Genomic DNA, 16,504 nt, shown 5'->3' on the forward strand with positions numbered 1-16,504 from the left:
AAAGCAAACCAGATGAAGTATGACAGTTTTTAATTGAGAATTTTAAATACATAAGATTTTGCACTACTAATCAATTGTGAATCAAATAATGAACATTTCAGCAAACTATATCATATTTAATTGTTTTTAAAGGAGAGCAATATGATTAAACTTGTATTAATCAGACACGGGCAAAGTATATGGAATGTCGAAAATCGGTTCACAGGCTGGACAGATGTTGATTTAACGAAGAGCGGTCTTTCCGAGGCAAGAGAAGCTGGTATCATTTTAAGGAAAAACGGATTTACATTTGATGTTGCCTATACATCAGTACTTAAAAGAGCTATCCGTACATTATGGATTATTTTAAATGAAATTGATATGATGTGGATTCCTGTCTATAAGACATGGAGATTAAATGAACGACATTACGGTTCACTTCAGGGGCTGAATAAATCCGAAACAGCCCAAAAATATGGAGAAGAACAGGTTAATATTTGGAGAAGATCTATGAATGTTAGACCACCTGCTCTAAAACCGGATGATCCAAGATATGAAATAAATGAACCTCGTTATCAAACCTTATTAAAAGATGAATTTCCGCTTACTGAAAATTTGGAGGATACAGAAAAAAGAGTATTAAAATATTGGGATGAAGATATTGCACCAGCTTTGAAAGCAGGCAAAAAGGTTATTATATCTGCACATGGAAATACGTTGAGGGGGATCGTGCAATATTTAGATCAAGTCTCAGTTGACGGAATTGCTTCGCTTAATATTCCAACAAGTATTCCTTTAGTTTATGAATTAAGTGACGAACTCAAGCCTATTCGACATTACTATTTAGGTATGGATGGTGAACTTCCACCCGATGTAATCCCAAAACATATCCCTAGCAAATTACTTGATCAATTTGATGATGATCATCCAAATATAACAATACAAGATGATTAGGATACAAAAAAGGATGGGTGAGCAATTGTGCTTCCCATCCTTTTTTTGATTATGCTTCAGATAACTTTAGTTTTTTTATTTGTAGTTGCACTAATCGGAACGATAATGTTAGTGCAGACACACCTAAACCGACGATTAATCCAACCCAATATCCTTTTGCACCAAGATTCGTATTAGAGAGTGCGTACCCGACTGGTAATGCTATTACCCAATAAGCTAAAATCATCATAATTAACGTGGCATTCACATCTTTATAACCTCTTAATGCACCTTGGATTGGAGCTGCGATTGCATCAAATAGTTGGAACATGACTGCAAAGATTAAGAATCCGCCTGCCAAAATTTGTACAGATGGATCATTTGTATACCATCCAGCTACATCATATCGGAATAAATAGATAATGATCCCAAAAAATGAAGCAATTGAAACTGCCATTACTAAGCCAATTTTGCTATATTCTTTTGCATTTTGAAACTCTTTTGCACCAACTTCATAGCCGACAGCAATTGTTAAGGCCATCGAAATACTTAATGGGACCATATAAAGAAGACTCGCAAAATTCATTGCCACTGTATGTGCAGCAATCGTTTCGGTATCAAACTCACTTAATAGTAATGTTACGACCGAGAATACACTTACTTCAAAAAAGATACTAAGACCAATTGGAACTCCTAATTTTAAAATACTTTTCCAAGTTGCAAATGAAATTGGAGGAAGTTTTTTAAATAGATTGAATGTGCTAAATGGCTTTTTAGTTTTAATAATGTAAAAAGCAATTCCAAAAATAATCCAATAAGTTATTGCAGACGCTACACCAGAACCTACGCCACCTAAACGTGGAAGGCCAGCTTTACCGAATATAAGGAAATAGTTCAATATTACGTTAACTGGTACTGAAACAACCGTAATAACCATAGTAGTTCTTGTTTTACCTAAACCATCAATAAACTGACGAATGACTGTATATAGAAATAAAGGTAAAATTCCAAATGATAATGCGAATAAGAAATGAAGAGCAACACGATGAACTTTCGGATCAAGATTCATATGATTCAAGATAGGATGAATTGAAAATATACCAATAATAATAATGACAATTGCAATAATCCCAGCCAAATAAATTGCCTGCATAACAAGTGGGGCTATTTTTTCATCCTTTTTTGCACCATTTAAATTGGCAACCATTGTCGTAATTGCGACTAAAATGCCAGTTAACCCCGTACTGATTGGAGTCCAGATACTAACACCTATCGCAACCCCTGCTAAATCCCCTGGACTACTATTACCAGACATGATAGTATCAAAAAATGACATCGAAAATAATGTCACTTGAGTGATTAAAATCGGAAGTAGTAGTTTAAAAAAGTGTGAAATTTTATCCGTTTTAGTAGTATTCAATTTATCGACCTCCTAAACAAACACTTTTACAATTGTATCATGTTTTGGTTTAATAGCTATAATGAAATTATTCGAATAAATATTGATAAAGAAAGTTGGTCTTAGATTGGGAAATCAAGTTGTTATAATCACAGGCGCAGGAAGTGGATTAGGAGCGTCATTAGCAAAAAAGTATTCTGAAAATGGAGCTCACATTTGTTTGTTAGGAAGAAATGAAAATAAACTTAGAGAAATTGGTAAACAATTACCTAACAATTATTCAATACATACTGTTGATGTTTCAGAAAATGAAGATGTAAAAAGAGTCTTCGATACAATTATTCAAACATATGGAAAAGTTGATTTATTATTTAATAATGCAGGTGTTGGAATTTTTGATCTTGCAGAAGAATTAAATGAAGAAGCAGTACATAAAATGATCGATATTAACCTAAAGGGAACCATTTTCTGTTCTCAAGAAGTTTTAAAACAAATGAAAAAACAAAATAGTGGAACGATCGTCAATATTGTTTCTACCGCAGGTCTAATTGGAAAAGCAACAGAATCAGTTTATTGCGCAAGTAAGTTTGGAGTTAAAGGCTTTACCGAAAGTTTGGTTGTTGAATTAACAGGAACGCCAATTTCGGTGTTTGCAGCATATATGGGTGGAATGAATACAGACTTTTGGGCAGGTATTTTTGATGAAGATAAAACTTCAAAAATGATGAATCCAGAAGATATCGCTGAAATCATTATTGAAAATATAAAACCACGTAAAAATATATCCATACCTGAAATTATTATAAAAAACATAAAATAAGTATTAACCAAGCCATCTTTTACACAAACTATATCCAAATCATTAAGGACTAAGTGAGGTATAAAAGATGGGCAAATCAAAAAAGAACAAATCAACTGATTCAAATCAAAATAATTTTGACGAATTATTACTTGAAGATCTTAATACTGCAGATGATATTCCAATCGATTGGTTACCAAAAAGTGAACCGATTACAGAAACTATGTCATACAAAAATGCTGAAGATTAATTAGACTTGTTTTGTTTCTATAGGATGAGTAGGCTTAGTGACCTGAAAATTAAGCGTTTTCAATTAGTCTGATTGGCATGTTTTTTTGACATTGTCTTCAAACTGTAAAGAATAGCCATTTTGGCTATTTTTTTTTATTTTGATATGGTATTATTATTGAAGCGTTTTATATTAAAGCCAATTCCTGGCATTAAAATACATAAAAAAATGAAAAACAAGATATAGTTAGGAGAATTTTAGATGGAAAAAGTACTAGTTTTTGGTCACAAGAACCCAGATACAGATACAATTTGCTCTGCAATTGCATATGCAGAATTAAAAAAGGCATTAGGTGAAAATGCTGAAGCAATTCGTTTAGGTGAAGTTAGTGCAGAAACACAATTTGCACTTGATACGTTTAAATCTGAAGCACCACGTTTAGTAGAAAAAGTTGCATCTGAAACAAATAATGTAATTTTAGTTGACCATAATGAGCGTCAACAAAGTGCTGATGATATCGAACAAGTTCGTGTACTTGAAGTTATTGATCATCACCGTATTGCTAATTTTGAAACTAGCGATCCTTTATACTATCGTTGTGAGCCAGTTGGATGTACAGCTACAATTTTAAACAAATTGTATAAAGAAAATAATATCGAGATTAAGAAAGAAGTTGCTGGTCTAATGCTTTCAGCAATTATTTCTGATACATTATTATTTAAATCTCCAACTTGTACTGATCAAGATGTTGCTGCTGCAAAAGAACTTGCAGAAAAAGCAGGTGTAAATGCAGAAGAATATGGTCTAGAAATGTTAAAAGCAGGTGCAAATCTAGCTGATAAATCGATTGAGTCTTTAGTTTCACTTGATGCTAAAGAATTCCAAATGGGTAACTATAAAGTAGAAATCGCACAAGTTAACTCAGTTGATACAAATGAAGTACTTTCTCGTCAAGCTGAATTAGAAAATGTACTTGAAGGCATCGTTGCTAATAAAGGATTAGACTTATTCTTATTCGTTGTAACTGATATTTTAACGAATGATTCAATCGCTGTTGCAAAAGGAAATGCTACTAATGCAGTTGAAAAAGCATACAATGTAACTTTAGAAAACAACACTGCTTTATTAAAAGGTGTTGTATCTCGTAAAAAACAAATCGTTCCAGTATTAACTGAAACATTTAATACACTTTAATTCGTAATTTAACAACAAAGTCTTTTGAAAGGCTTTGTTGTTTTTTTATAATAGTTAATAAATGGGGGATTTGAAATGGAAAATTTAAAGTATCCGATTGGCAGATTTAACATACCATCAAGCTTCACTCATCAACAACGTAAAGAATTTATTAAAGTACTAAAAGATGCACCGATTAAATATAAAGAGGCAATCACGTCACTTACTGATGAACAATTAATCACACCTTATCGTGAGGGTGGTTGGACACCAAAGCAAGTTATTCATCATGTTGCTGATAGCCATATGAATAGTCTTATTAGAGTTAAATTAGCTTTAACTGAAGAAAATCCTACAATCAAAGCCTATGATGAAAATGCATGGATTACATTAAGTGATTCGAATTTTGATTTTCATAGTTCTTTAAAAATAATCGAAGGTATTCACGAACGATACGTAGTTTTGCTTGAATCACTAACAGAGGAAGAGTTTAATCGAACTTGTTATCATCCTGAGCTTAAAATCAATATTAGTATAGATTTCATCATAGCTTTATACGCTTGGCATAGTGAACATCACTTGGCTCATATTTATTTAGTGAAAAACAATTAATACTAAGGTGTGAAAAACAATTAAATTATTATTCATTTGTAGTAAAAATCAATGGAGAAGTCCTACAGCAGAAAAAATTTTTCACTTATATAATGGCTACCAGGCGAGATCAGCAGGGACAGAAACTGGTGCTAGAATTAAAGTGACAGAGGGACATATTGGTTGGGCAGATATTATCTTTGTAATGGAGAAAAAACATTTAAGAAGAATTCGCGATAAATTCGGTGATTTACTTTATGAAAAAAAGATTATCATTCTAGATACAGCTGATGACTATCAGTTTATGGACGAAGAATTAATTGAGATTCTCCAAAATAGAGTATCCGAAGTAATTTAGGGAAAATGGGCAAGAAGCGTAAAAAATAGATAAGTTTTAAGGAACCCACTCAGCTAAAAGAGTGGGTTTAGTTCATTTTTACCTATTTGAAAACTGAAATAATAAGCATTTTATCACGAAAATAAAAATTTCCAAAAAAACCCAATTTCTACCTGTGTCAAAGTACATGTCGTACACATAAAAATAAAAATAGAGCAAAATAAGAAAAAGGTGTGAGTATGTACTACAAATTATTAAGGCAATATATTAAAAATTCAAATTTAAGTTTGACTGATATAGCCAAAGAATTAAATAAGTTGGGGTTTTCAAAAGACAAGAGCTATTTAAGCAAATTACAAAATGCGAAATTGACTCCACCTGAAGAAAAATTAACTAGAGCGATTGCAAAAGTGACTGGTGGAAATGCTGAAGAATTAATTTGGTGTGCTTATATTATTAATGCACCTGAAAGATTGAAAACTCCTTTACGAAACATTTCAGAAGAAGTATTCAACCTTGGAAAGAAAGAAATGGAAGGTAATCTGAAAATTGATGTGGTCTATACGGATAAAATTATTGATGATCGTTCAAAGATATTTGCTGAATTTATTAGACAGACACGAATACAAAAAAATCTATCAATAAAATGCCTTGCAAAAAAAGCAAATGTATCCCATTCATATATTTCACAAATTGAAAATGGTAAAAGAGGTATTCCATCAACAGAAATTATACGAAAGTTGGCAGAACCACTCGGTGTTCCTTTTATTCAGTTGTTTCAATTAGCTGGATATGTACCAATGGATGAAAATGATTGGATAGAAGGTATGAACCTCATACGTAAAGCTAATTCAATGCTAAACAATGAAGAAAAAGAGAAATTATTAAGGTTAATAGAAGCTTTTCTAACATTGTCCTCTTTACACTTTTTCTAATTATATAGAAAAAATTAAAATGCAGGATTCAGGATATCTCCTTTAGCCTGCATTTTTCTATCCAGCTAATATGCTTTTAATTAGGTAAATCGCAATACACCAAATTATAATGGCCGATATTTTATTAATAATCAGCATAAATTTGCCTGATTGATCAAGTTTTCCAACCGTTCTGCCGGCTATTGCAAGTGACAAAAACCAGATCCACGAAACTGCAATACAAGTTACCGAGAAAGCAATTTTTTCAATTCCGTCATATTGAAGTGAATTTGTTCCAATTATTCCTATAGTATCTAAAATTGCATGAGGATTTAGAAGTGAAACTGATGCAGCAAACAGTATTTGTTTTTTTACTGCAAAATGTTCATTTCTGGTAATTACATTTGAAGATTTAGCTTTCCATGTTTGCCAGCCCATATAAGTTAAAAACAGTACGCCAAAGCTTAAAAGGGTAATTTTTAAATAAGGTGAAGTTAAAATTAGCACTGAAACCCCTGTAACAGATAAAGTAATTAATAAAGTATCGCAAATCGATGCAGTTATTACAGCAGAAAGTGCATTAATAAATCTCTTCTGGGTTGCACCTTGTTGAAAAATAAAGACATTCTGTACCCCTAAAGGAAGAATTAATCCAAAAGATAATAAAATAGCGTGTAATATAGTTTGAAATATAGAACCACCTAACTAATCAATTTTATGTACAATTCAATTCTTTTTTACGAATCCTGACTAAATTTGTAAATTTTAGGAAAGGATAATAAGAAACTGTAAAAGGAAGTGAAGAGTATGTCACAACAATTTGACAATTTACCTGATTATGAATTATTAGCGAATAATCCAGCATTATCTTTACATGAACTGTCATATCACTATGATATGAGTTTTAATGATATTGCTGAAATTAGAGGAATCTCTGTAGAAGATTTAGTAAATTACTATCAGACAAATACTTCTCACGATTCATTATTTTATTTTGAATAAAATATACATAAAGCTGAGCCAATATATATTGGAATCGGCTTTTTTTTACATAAAAAAATCATCTATTTATTATATTTAAAAGTTTGTGAGAAAACTAGAATTTTAGACTGAATTAAGTAGTCGGATTGAAAATGAAGCTAAAAAAAAAAGTTAAGCCATTTTTTAGACTTAACTTCATTTTTTCTTCCTTGTACTTAGTTGCCAATTATTACATACCATAAAATTACCAATTGGATATTCAAAATTACATTTTTTAATAAACTTGAAATTTAATTTTTCACATATTTTATTAGATGGAATGTTATTAGTGGAAGGAAAAGCGTGAATGTATTTATGCTTTGATTCTTTTTGGGCCTTCTTAATAGTTTTTTTTACTGCAATTGTTGCAATCCCTTTTCGTTGAAATTGTGGTAAAATGCTCCAACCAATTTCATAAACGAGTTTACCATCCCATATCCGATCCCAATAGCCAACAGTTCCTATTTTTGATCTGTACGGAAGCAAAATGATTACAAACATTTGTCCTGAACCGATTCTACTCATTTCAAGATAATGCTTGTGCCGACTCATAATTTGATTCAAGCTTTCTAATCCTCCAAGATATTTCATCATACTATTCGTATTTGATGACAGAAGTAAATTAAGATCTGCTTCGTTCCAAGGCTCGATTAGAATGTTTGATTCATTTATTTTTGACAATTAATTCACTCCAAAATTATATTAAAAACAGTCATAATAAAATAGTATTCTAAAGTGAAGATGATATTTCTAATTAATAAACACAAATTAAAAAGGTGAGACTCTTATCACGAATTTTTTTTAATATGAGTAAAATAAAAAGGCTCATCTAGTTTTTCCTAGATTGGGCTATTTTTTACTTTTTAACAATTTTTTTCTCTGTTGAACAAAGTCATAATTAACAAACAACATACAAATCAAAAATAACTGAAGATTTTGCTTATTAAAAAAAGAACTACAATTAAAAGCAGATAGTTGTGTTAATATTTTTGTCCTTTTTAAAGTTTCTTTACTGAAGATTTACATCACTTCCACTAAGCCTTAAAAAATCACTTATATATAAAGTTTTATAGAAGACTAGTAGTTTATTGGTTAAATAGATAAGTGTTCATTACCTGAGATCATTTTTTAAGACACATAATTTCATTGGATTAAAATCTGCAAAACGAATCTCTGAAAATATTCGACTAGCACTTGCTGAAATTTTACCAGGCATTGATTCATGTTGAAATCATTTAGGGTTCTTCCGTATGCCAAACAATGAAAACCTGGTTTGGTGCAATGAAGAGTACATACATCAATATACGGATTTAATGGATTGGTCTATTGATCAAGATAAAGGACATCGACGTAACCTGTTTACAATTTTTTCGAATTCGTTACCGTAAATCAACCAAATTGACCAGGAATGGGGACGTAAAGTCCATTGTATTTCTGTGAATAAATTCCAAGTAAAACAATATGCAGGATTTTATACAAAAATCAGAGAATCAAATAAAGGTAGATTCTCCTACAGCCCATAAATATCAACGATGTATAAAAAAATGTATATCGTAAGAAAACACAAAAAAGCCAATCCCTTGCTGCACAAGGGATTGGCTTTTTGTCAACTTCCGTTAAGAATCTTTATGTAAACTAGTTTTGCATACGATATTCACGGGAAAACGAAGTGGATCTTGTTTAATTAACGCTAGAGATATCAGTTTAATAGAACTTTTTTCTCGAAAACAGGCAAAGAAATTCAATATGAAAATGTCTTTTAGATTGTGCCTAAGAGAAAATATTACATGAAATGTAGTTGAAAATATAATTAAAACCAAAATTCGATAAAAACTAATTATATTCGTAATAAACGAACTAAAAATTACAATAATTTTAAAAATTAAGTATATTCAAAAGGTTTTTCTTTATTTTTTGTCTAATTAATAAAAAAGATAAAATAAGGAGGAAACGAAATGAAAAAAATAGCCTTAAATGCATTTTTAGTTTTAGTATTATTATTCTCTTTATTTAAAACAGATGCAACTGTATCTGCAGCTGGTGAAGGAGCTTGTGTTGCAGATAAAACTGGTCTCACAGAATTTGATGGGTTAAGTAATCTCGACCTATTAGCGCGTTTAATCTATTCTGAGGCTAGAGGAGAAACAACTCAAGGTTTATATGGCGTTGCTCGTGTAGTCCATAATAGAGTGCTTAAAAATTTGACTGAATTTGGTGGTAGTTCAGTTAAGGGAGTAATATTAAAAACACCAGGTGGTTTTGTTGGTATGACAACAGTGGACGCAAGATGTCCTTATACTGATGGTGCACAAGGTGCAGAATGGAGAGCAGCCCTACAAGCAGCAAATATTTATGGAACCGAACCAAACCCAGTCGGTAAAACATTATGGTTCAATACAAACAGTGTATATAGTAGTCGTGTGATTAAAGATTCTCAAGGTAAAGATACATATAAATTCCCTAATATATCATATTACCAAACAGTTGTTGAAAAATATATTGTTGGAGGGCATACATTTTTTCGAGTATCTGGATATTAATTAAAAAGTATCTTACCTTTGGTAAGATACTTTTTAATTAATATTATTGAAAACTTTCTTCAACAAACTTAATATCATCTGCTTGATACATATTATCTTTAAATGTATAGGTAATATAAATGTTACCTATATACCCACCAGAAGGTGATATCGTTGCTCCAACAACTGCTTTTAATTTATTATTAATAACTTTAAAACGTAAGATATTTCCTAAAGAAACATCAGGAAATATATGAGTCGGTTCAATCCCAAACTTTTTAATGTTGATTTTAGTAATTTTGTTACCAATTTTAATTATTGCATCAGATTTTGTTAATTTAGTTTTTACATTTTTATTAATAATGGACATTGGATTTTCAACAAGTCGTTCTTCGTATAATTCTCCAATGTTAGTTTTAACTTTATTAAACACATGAGCTTCTTGTTCTAATAGTTCAGATCCTTGTCCTGTGGTTAATATAATAATTATTTCATTTTTTTTATCTTGATTTATGTTATCAAAGTAAATAAATGGATACCAAGTTTTGTTACTTACATTTACCCAATAGGGAAAATTTTGTGTCTTGCCATCTATTGTAATATAAAAATTAGTTAAATATTCTGTATAATAAGCACCTAAATTGCCCTTTATTTCCGTAGCAATTAATTTAGTCTTAGCTTCTGGTAGGTTTCCAACATTTTTCACTTCAGTAGTAACCGGGGTTGGAGTTGTGTTTGTTTTAATCTCGTTATTATATGTTTTGTTTAATTGAATGAAAAATAATACTATTATTATCAAAAAAAATGGGATTTTTAGTAGATGTTTATACATGAAGTTCTTTATTCTCCTAAGGAATTTTTTAGTAGTATTAATTTTCTTTTAAAATTATATACAGCATTTCTTCAAGTAAAGTAATTTTTTATTATAAGTGAGTTTTTTTACTTGTAATTGTAAATGGTGAAACAACAAAAGGACCTTCCTGTGAAGATCCTTTTTATTGCCGATAAGGTCCATTATGTAAACTAGATTTGTATGTAATATTCATGTGAAATGAGTTGATTTCTCCATTATTTAATTGTTTTTACCCAAACTTTATATACAAATTTATTTTTTACTTTTCCATAATCTGAAAATATTTGAAATCTCTCACCATGTAATGTATTTACCCTAATTAATTCATAAACTAGCGAATAAGCAATTTTTTCATCATTTGTAATATACCCATCATACAAATTACCAATTTCATTGAAAACTACACTATATGCCCATTCATGTGATTCTCTAATTGTCTCAAATTTCATTCCATCTTCATGCCAACGAATTATGTTATCTTCATTAGCTTGTTTCATCATTTACCTCCAAAAAGAATAGTTTTTAAGGTACCTTACATTCATTAAAAAGATGACCCGTAGAAAATTCACCATCAATATCAAACCATAAATCAATTACGTCACCTGATTGAAGTTTTGCTGTAGTTGATGAACCTACATATGAATAGCTTGTTATACTACCATGAAATGTATACGGATAAGCCTGAGTGTGTGGTGAGTAAAGGGATAGTGGATATAGTGTCCTAGTAGTACCACTTGTCTTTGTTACTAAAGCTTTTGTCATAGTTACTGTTGCAGGATTACCTATTGTTGATACACCTTGTGGAGTGAGCTCAAACTCCCATTGGAAAGTATATGTTGTCGGAGAAACTTGGGAATTCCATTGTAATATACCCAATGGGTCGTTTACCCATGACCTATTACAAGATGGAAAAGTAGGATCCATTGGTTGAACTATATTTGTTGAAATTTCCGTTTTGGACTGTGCATCAGCAACAATTCCTGATGTAGAGAGAATTAATGAGAATAAAACAAAAAAACTAATGATTTTAAAACGCATAGCATACCTCCTCATCCAAAATAAAAACATATAAAATTCATATTCTTATTTAAAATATATATGACAACTCTATGCTGTTCTCCTTTTTTCAAGAAAGGAATAGATAACCTATGGCGGATAATCCCCACAATATTTTAACTAAAAGAAGTTATCATCTTTTGTTTCATCACGTTCTTCTATACAAAATCGGATTCTAATGGCACATGGAATACTCATTAATAGAATTAATTCTATACAAAAAAAAGGATTTCCATATAAAATCCTTTTTTTGTTGCCGATAAGCGTACTTAGTAAACTAGAAGTCCCTTTAAACATAGTAATTGGACTCTATTTTTAAGTATTTATTAGAAAAACGTTAGCTTTTGTCTCTTGGGGTCTTTTTCTGTAGGACTCTTGGTTATGTTCAAGATGTACATCCTTATAGCGCTAATTCTAAAAAATGTCCAAAATATCGAGTAAGAAAAGTTTGAAGAATTAATATAGATCGTCTATTCGAAATTCTAAAAAATTTCTATCTACTGTCACTTCTAAATTTTTTATAAAAGTACACTTTAAGCAACAAAAATAGGATTTCCTCATGTTGAGGATCCTTTTTTTCGATAAAAACCATTATGTAACTAGATTTGTATACGATATATAAACTTTATTTGTCAAAGTTATAAAAAAAAGAAGCTTTAATAAAAACATCACTAGGTTTTATGCACTATTCTTCAGATTTGTTTTGAAGCCGTATTTAATAATTGAAATGGGAGATACTAAAAAAAACTAAAAAGGAGTAATAGATTTGATTAAAAAGAAACTAATTATTTTATTATTTGGATTTAGCCTCTGGTTCAGTAGTTGGCAGTCAGTCCAAGCAGTTCAACAAAAGAGCTTAGAAAAAAGTTACTATAACTTAGGATATAAATCTGTTTCAGATGCCAAAAAAGAAGCTGAATCTTATTTTAAAACCAAATTAAATTTACCTCAAAAATTACCACCATTAACTTTTACACATTCTTTTGGAAGGTTTATTGGAAATAATAATATTAATGATGGACTCGAGGTTGAATACCTAAATGATGGTAAACATTTCAATTACATAATTAATGTTCGCCCTTTAAAAAATAAAATAAAACTTCCATTAAGTTCCAAAATAAATTTAAAAGATGGAAAACAAGCCGATTATTATACCATTAGAGAAGGGCAAAAAAAATTAATTGTTTTTAATTTTGATAAAAACGGATGGAACTATACATTAAGTATTCAAGAAAAATTATTAGATAATGCTCTATCTACATTAGTTAAAATAGCTGAATCCGTATAAATATTAAATATATAAAAACTCCCCATAATTATTCTTTAGTAAACAATAGTATGGGGAGTAAATTACTAATATTTAATTATTATTCTATTCTAGCAAAAGAAGCTCCACTAGAATTAGTAGCTAATTGATAATATCCTTCAGTATCATTACTTGTAAAAGATTCCCATTCTACTATGTATATACCACCTGGATGATCTAATCCACTAAAAACAAATGAACCATCGTAATCCCCGTCAAGAGGTTTAGCCCCCTCGATTAACCCAGTACTTTTATGTCTAATTTGCCAATAAGTATACGCTTTTTTCCCTGCATTAATTCCTTGTTGCCACACAATTACAGTAACTGCACTATCAGTTCCTGGCAAGTCAACCTGTGCTGCCCCTGTATCCCCAATAGTATCTGGTCTAAGTTGCCATTTCGGTGAATAAGATGCTGCAAAAGTTGAAGATGCAAAACTAAAAACTAATACCCCAGCAAGAAGTAATGGCTTAACTTTTTTAATCATAATAAATTCCTCCCTATTATATTAATCTTTAATTATCAACAATTGAAATAATATTTGATAATAGTGGTGGCCTATTATCTGTGGTAAATGGATTTTTAATACCTATTACAACAAATTTTGATGGAACTTGATTACCTTTTGGTACTTCAATTGGAAGTTTAATAACTCCTTTTGAAGAATTCGTTGAAATAAATTTTGTAACTGATTTGATTTGGTCAAAATTCAATGTAATTACGGCATATTTGCTAGTTTCTATTTCTTTTTCAAAACTTCCCCAAATATTGTCGGTAACTTTATTATTTATTAAGCTTAAAGGTTTTTTTAAATCTATAGAGGGTCCATTATTAAGGATAATATTGTTGCCGTAGTTAGCTGTATTAGGCTCAGGTTCTACATTAATAAATTGGGGAGGATTAATTTTATTAGTTGACACAATAATATTTTTTTTAGTAACAACCGCATTCAGTGCACCCATTTTAAAATTTGGTTTCTTTAATACCCTATCAGGATCTCGAATCATTATAGTAGTCATATCATGTTGACCAATGCTAAGTTTAGGAAAAATAATATCAATTTTTTCTTTAGAATTCGAATTGATATTTAAATCGATATATGTATGTTCTTTTCCATCAACTGAAAAAACTACAGGCTGTTGGTAATCAAAAAGAAATAGAATTCTATATTTTTGTTTTGTATCAAAACTATTTAATATTTCCAAGGTGGGAGTGAATTGTTCATTTGCCTTTATGTTGAAAATAGATTTGGAACTTGCTGACATTGATTCATCTTCAAATCTCATTCCCATAAAACTTGCATTTGAGGTATCTTTATGTACTTTCATTTGTTTAACCGTATTAGTATTTTTATTACAACTAACTAGAATTAACAACACTGCTAAGAGTATAAATATCTTTTTAAAAAAATTAATAATAGCTCTCCTTCCTCTGAATAATTTTGGTTGTTTAATAAATTCCTAATGTTATTTATTAAACAATTCTAATCGTTTTACCTCCTTTTTTGGAATATTTTTACAAAAAAGTAATTTTTTAGATATTATGTAAGTGAACTATCTCTCTATTAAATTATTAAATGGTTATTGCGTTAAAAAAGGAACTCCAAATGAAGTTCCTTTTTTATTGCCCATAAGTTTATTTATGTAAACTAGAAATGAATGTGATATTCATTAGAAAAAAAGTGATTTTCGTTCGTTTGGTGTTCAGGATAGTGAAAAAAATTCTATTTTAAAGAGGGGTACAGTGAGGAATACTGAAGCTACCCCATATTCTACAAAAGAAGATAAAATTCAGCAATTTAACTTATGGACAGGAGTATTAACATTGTAAATAATGAAACTAAATACCAGTTTTTAACAAATTCAGAATGGAGATTAATCAAAAATGAAAAGTGGAAAAATTCTAATTTATTTTTTAGTTACCATTTTAATAGTGTTCAGTTTCTTTTACATAGAGATAAATAGTGAAAAAAAAACCGTGCATAACGAGAGTAATAACAAAGAATTAACACTTAAGGAGGCTATATATCTTGGCTTAAATAGAGCAAAAACATGGAATAAAAATGCTTCTTTAACGAGGATAACAAGTGTCGACGAAAATTTGGAAGGTTCAAAGGGAGAAACTGGGAAACGGTATAATTGGAATATGGAATTTAGTGCATCAAATCAAAAATTATTATCTATAGGAATTTCTCAAGGGAAAATATCCTTTAGCCGTGAGCATGTAGGGGATAATAATGGAACGATAAAATTGGAGGATATTAAGTTTGATAGTCCATACCTACTAAATATAGCAAAAAAAAAATATGGTCTCCAGAAAGGATTGGATTGGGCTACAGGTTACCAGTATACTCTTGATCTTATCGAAGGGAAACCAAGTATAACCATTTTGGGTACTGATAGAAATAAATTATTTACACGAATTAGCTTCGACCCTAAAAATGCGGAAGTTACAGACGCAATGCACAAAGTGCCACACGGAGGAGGTTTATATACTATATCATTAAATTCCAGTTCACCTAAATTATTTTTAAATGAAAAAGGAAGGGCTATTAAGGGGATTTCAACTAATAATAAAAATTTGGTTAAATGGGGAGATCGAAAGCCAAGAGTGTTTAATTTTGCAGTGCAACCTTTCGTAGAATTAAGTGGAAATTCCGGAAAAACATGGGATAAACTTGACTTTAATCAAAATATACTCAATGCATGGATTAATTCCAATAACGAATTATATGTTGCAACTGAATCAGAGATTTTACGACTTAACTCATCTGGAAATAAAAAGAAGAGAATTTTAACATTAAAGACAAAAATTGAGAAAATGGATTATTCACAGAACAATAACATTGCTGTTTTATCTGACAATTATATATACACAACAAACGATGATGGTGAAAATTGGAAGAAAAATAGTGTGCCTAAATCTCTCTCTATCATTTCACTTCAAATTTCTGATAAGGGTACTTTAATACTTTTAACAAATGATTGGAAAGTAATTCTCAAAAACCATGATAAATGGATTCATTTAAATTTACCTCATAAATTAGGTGCTCCCTCAAATCTACGGCTAATTGGTGATGATTATTTAGTTGTTCAATCAGAGCAATCAATATGGATTCATAATTTAAAAGATTACAGTTGGCACAAACTTGAAATCAATGATCAAATAAGTATATTAATTAAAAAGAGAAACAATTTATTTGGAATCTCTGAAAATGGAACAATTTATTTAATTAATTTAGGAGGTGATAATAATGAGTGGATAACAAAAAGTATATATAAATTTAAAAAAGGAATTATTACAGATTTAGATTTTACCCATAATAATTTATTTATTGCAACTGTACCAGACTTTTATTGGGAAAACATGAATTGAAAGTAAAATCATTAATTTAAG

General features: G+C 30.1%; 20 protein-coding genes. 12 read left to right on the forward strand and 8 right to left on the reverse strand.

Translation table 11 applies throughout. The annotated features are described in order from the left end of the window. Positions 1–141 precede the first annotated feature (141 nt). A complete protein-coding gene (gpmA, locus tag ACFVR2_RS22775) occupies positions 142–933 on the forward strand; it encodes a 2,3-diphosphoglycerate-dependent phosphoglycerate mutase (protein WP_387367186.1) in 792 nt (263 codons plus the stop codon). Between the two features lie 49 nt (positions 934–982). Here the strand turns inward: gpmA and ACFVR2_RS22780 are convergent, their stop codons facing one another. Continuing rightward, complete coding sequence (locus ACFVR2_RS22780) at positions 983–2,332, reverse strand: MATE family efflux transporter (protein WP_387367189.1); 1,350 nt, start codon at positions 2,330–2,332, stop codon at positions 983–985. Positions 2,333–2,438: 106 nt separating this feature from the next. Between ACFVR2_RS22780 and ACFVR2_RS22785 the strand changes: the two genes are divergently transcribed. The 6 genes from ACFVR2_RS22785 (at position 2,439) to ACFVR2_RS22810 (ending at position 6,375) form a co-directional block, all read left to right on the forward strand. After that, positions 2,439–3,131: an SDR family oxidoreductase gene (locus tag ACFVR2_RS22785; RefSeq protein WP_387367192.1), complete on the forward strand. Its 693-nt coding sequence runs from the start codon at positions 2,439–2,441 to the stop codon at positions 3,129–3,131. Positions 3,132–3,198: 67 nt separating this feature from the next. After that, positions 3,199–3,360 (forward strand): hypothetical protein, encoded by a 162-nt coding sequence (locus tag ACFVR2_RS22790; RefSeq protein ID WP_387367195.1) that lies wholly within the window; start codon positions 3,199–3,201, stop codon positions 3,358–3,360. 240 nt (positions 3,361–3,600) lie between these two features. Further along, positions 3,601–4,533, forward strand: a complete 933-nt coding sequence (locus ACFVR2_RS22795; RefSeq protein WP_387367198.1) for a manganese-dependent inorganic pyrophosphatase — start codon at positions 3,601–3,603, stop codon at positions 4,531–4,533. A gap of 75 nt (positions 4,534–4,608) precedes the next feature. Then, positions 4,609–5,124, forward strand: a complete 516-nt coding sequence (locus tag ACFVR2_RS22800; protein WP_387367201.1) for a YfiT family bacillithiol transferase — start codon at positions 4,609–4,611, stop codon at positions 5,122–5,124. Between the two features lie 142 nt (positions 5,125–5,266). After that, positions 5,267–5,461, forward strand: coding sequence for a protein tyrosine phosphatase (locus ACFVR2_RS22805; protein WP_387367204.1), 195 nt, complete (start codon positions 5,267–5,269; stop codon positions 5,459–5,461). Positions 5,462–5,679: 218 nt separating this feature from the next. Further along, positions 5,680–6,375 (forward strand): helix-turn-helix domain-containing protein, encoded by a 696-nt coding sequence (locus tag ACFVR2_RS22810; RefSeq protein WP_387367207.1) that lies wholly within the window; start codon positions 5,680–5,682, stop codon positions 6,373–6,375. A 57-nt stretch (positions 6,376–6,432) separates the two neighbouring features. On the opposite strand, the gene ACFVR2_RS22815 is transcribed toward ACFVR2_RS22810, so the two are convergent. Further along, entirely contained in the window at positions 6,433–7,047 is a 615-nt protein-coding gene (locus ACFVR2_RS22815; RefSeq protein ID WP_387367404.1) for a LysE/ArgO family amino acid transporter, read from the reverse strand. Positions 7,048–7,161: 114 nt separating this feature from the next. On the opposite strand from ACFVR2_RS22815, the gene ACFVR2_RS22820 reads away from it, so the two are divergent. Further along, positions 7,162–7,356: a hypothetical protein gene (locus ACFVR2_RS22820; protein ID WP_025569137.1), complete on the forward strand. Its 195-nt coding sequence runs from the start codon at positions 7,162–7,164 to the stop codon at positions 7,354–7,356. 174 nt (positions 7,357–7,530) lie between these two features. Here the strand turns inward: ACFVR2_RS22820 and ACFVR2_RS22825 are convergent, their stop codons facing one another. Next, the gene (locus ACFVR2_RS22825; RefSeq protein WP_387367210.1) at positions 7,531–8,055 is read right to left on the reverse strand and encodes a GNAT family N-acetyltransferase; all 525 of its coding nucleotides are present in this window, start codon (positions 8,053–8,055) and stop codon (positions 7,531–7,533) included. A 569-nt stretch (positions 8,056–8,624) separates the two neighbouring features. Between ACFVR2_RS22825 and ACFVR2_RS22830 the strand changes: the two genes are divergently transcribed. Then, entirely contained in the window at positions 8,625–8,762 is a 138-nt protein-coding gene (locus tag ACFVR2_RS22830) for a hypothetical protein (RefSeq protein ID WP_387367213.1), read from the forward strand. Between the two features lie 567 nt (positions 8,763–9,329). Continuing rightward, the gene (locus ACFVR2_RS22835) at positions 9,330–9,914 is read left to right on the forward strand and encodes a cell wall hydrolase (protein WP_387367216.1); all 585 of its coding nucleotides are present in this window, start codon (positions 9,330–9,332) and stop codon (positions 9,912–9,914) included. A gap of 43 nt (positions 9,915–9,957) precedes the next feature. Here the strand turns inward: ACFVR2_RS22835 and ACFVR2_RS22840 are convergent, their stop codons facing one another. From ACFVR2_RS22840 to ACFVR2_RS22850, 3 genes are all read right to left on the reverse strand, one after another. Beyond that, entirely contained in the window at positions 9,958–10,725 is a 768-nt protein-coding gene (locus tag ACFVR2_RS22840) for a hypothetical protein (protein ID WP_387367219.1), read from the reverse strand. Positions 10,726–10,961: 236 nt separating this feature from the next. Continuing rightward, positions 10,962–11,243 (reverse strand): hypothetical protein, encoded by a 282-nt coding sequence (locus tag ACFVR2_RS22845; RefSeq protein WP_387367222.1) that lies wholly within the window; start codon positions 11,241–11,243, stop codon positions 10,962–10,964. Between the two features lie 25 nt (positions 11,244–11,268). Then, positions 11,269–11,784 carry a hypothetical protein gene (locus ACFVR2_RS22850; RefSeq protein WP_387367225.1) on the reverse strand — a complete coding sequence of 172 codons (516 nt, stop codon included), beginning with the start codon at positions 11,782–11,784 and terminating at the stop codon, positions 11,269–11,271. 784 nt (positions 11,785–12,568) lie between these two features. Between ACFVR2_RS22850 and ACFVR2_RS22855 the strand changes: the two genes are divergently transcribed. Continuing rightward, the gene (locus ACFVR2_RS22855; protein WP_387367228.1) at positions 12,569–13,090 is read left to right on the forward strand and encodes a carbon monoxide dehydrogenase; all 522 of its coding nucleotides are present in this window, start codon (positions 12,569–12,571) and stop codon (positions 13,088–13,090) included. A gap of 79 nt (positions 13,091–13,169) precedes the next feature. On the opposite strand, the gene ACFVR2_RS22860 is transcribed toward ACFVR2_RS22855, so the two are convergent. Beyond that, complete coding sequence (locus ACFVR2_RS22860) at positions 13,170–13,595, reverse strand: hypothetical protein (RefSeq protein ID WP_387367231.1); 426 nt, start codon at positions 13,593–13,595, stop codon at positions 13,170–13,172. A gap of 28 nt (positions 13,596–13,623) precedes the next feature. After that, a complete protein-coding gene (locus ACFVR2_RS22865; RefSeq protein ID WP_387367234.1) occupies positions 13,624–14,436 on the reverse strand; it encodes a hypothetical protein in 813 nt (270 codons plus the stop codon). A 556-nt stretch (positions 14,437–14,992) separates the two neighbouring features. On the opposite strand from ACFVR2_RS22865, the gene ACFVR2_RS22870 reads away from it, so the two are divergent. Further along, entirely contained in the window at positions 14,993–16,483 is a 1,491-nt protein-coding gene (locus ACFVR2_RS22870; RefSeq protein WP_387367237.1) for a beta propeller repeat protein, read from the forward strand. Positions 16,484–16,504 lie beyond the last annotated feature (21 nt).

It is taken from the genome of Gottfriedia sp. NPDC057991, from assembly GCF_042886615.1.
Classification (GTDB): Bacteria; Bacillota; Bacilli; order Bacillales; family Bacillaceae_G; genus Gottfriedia.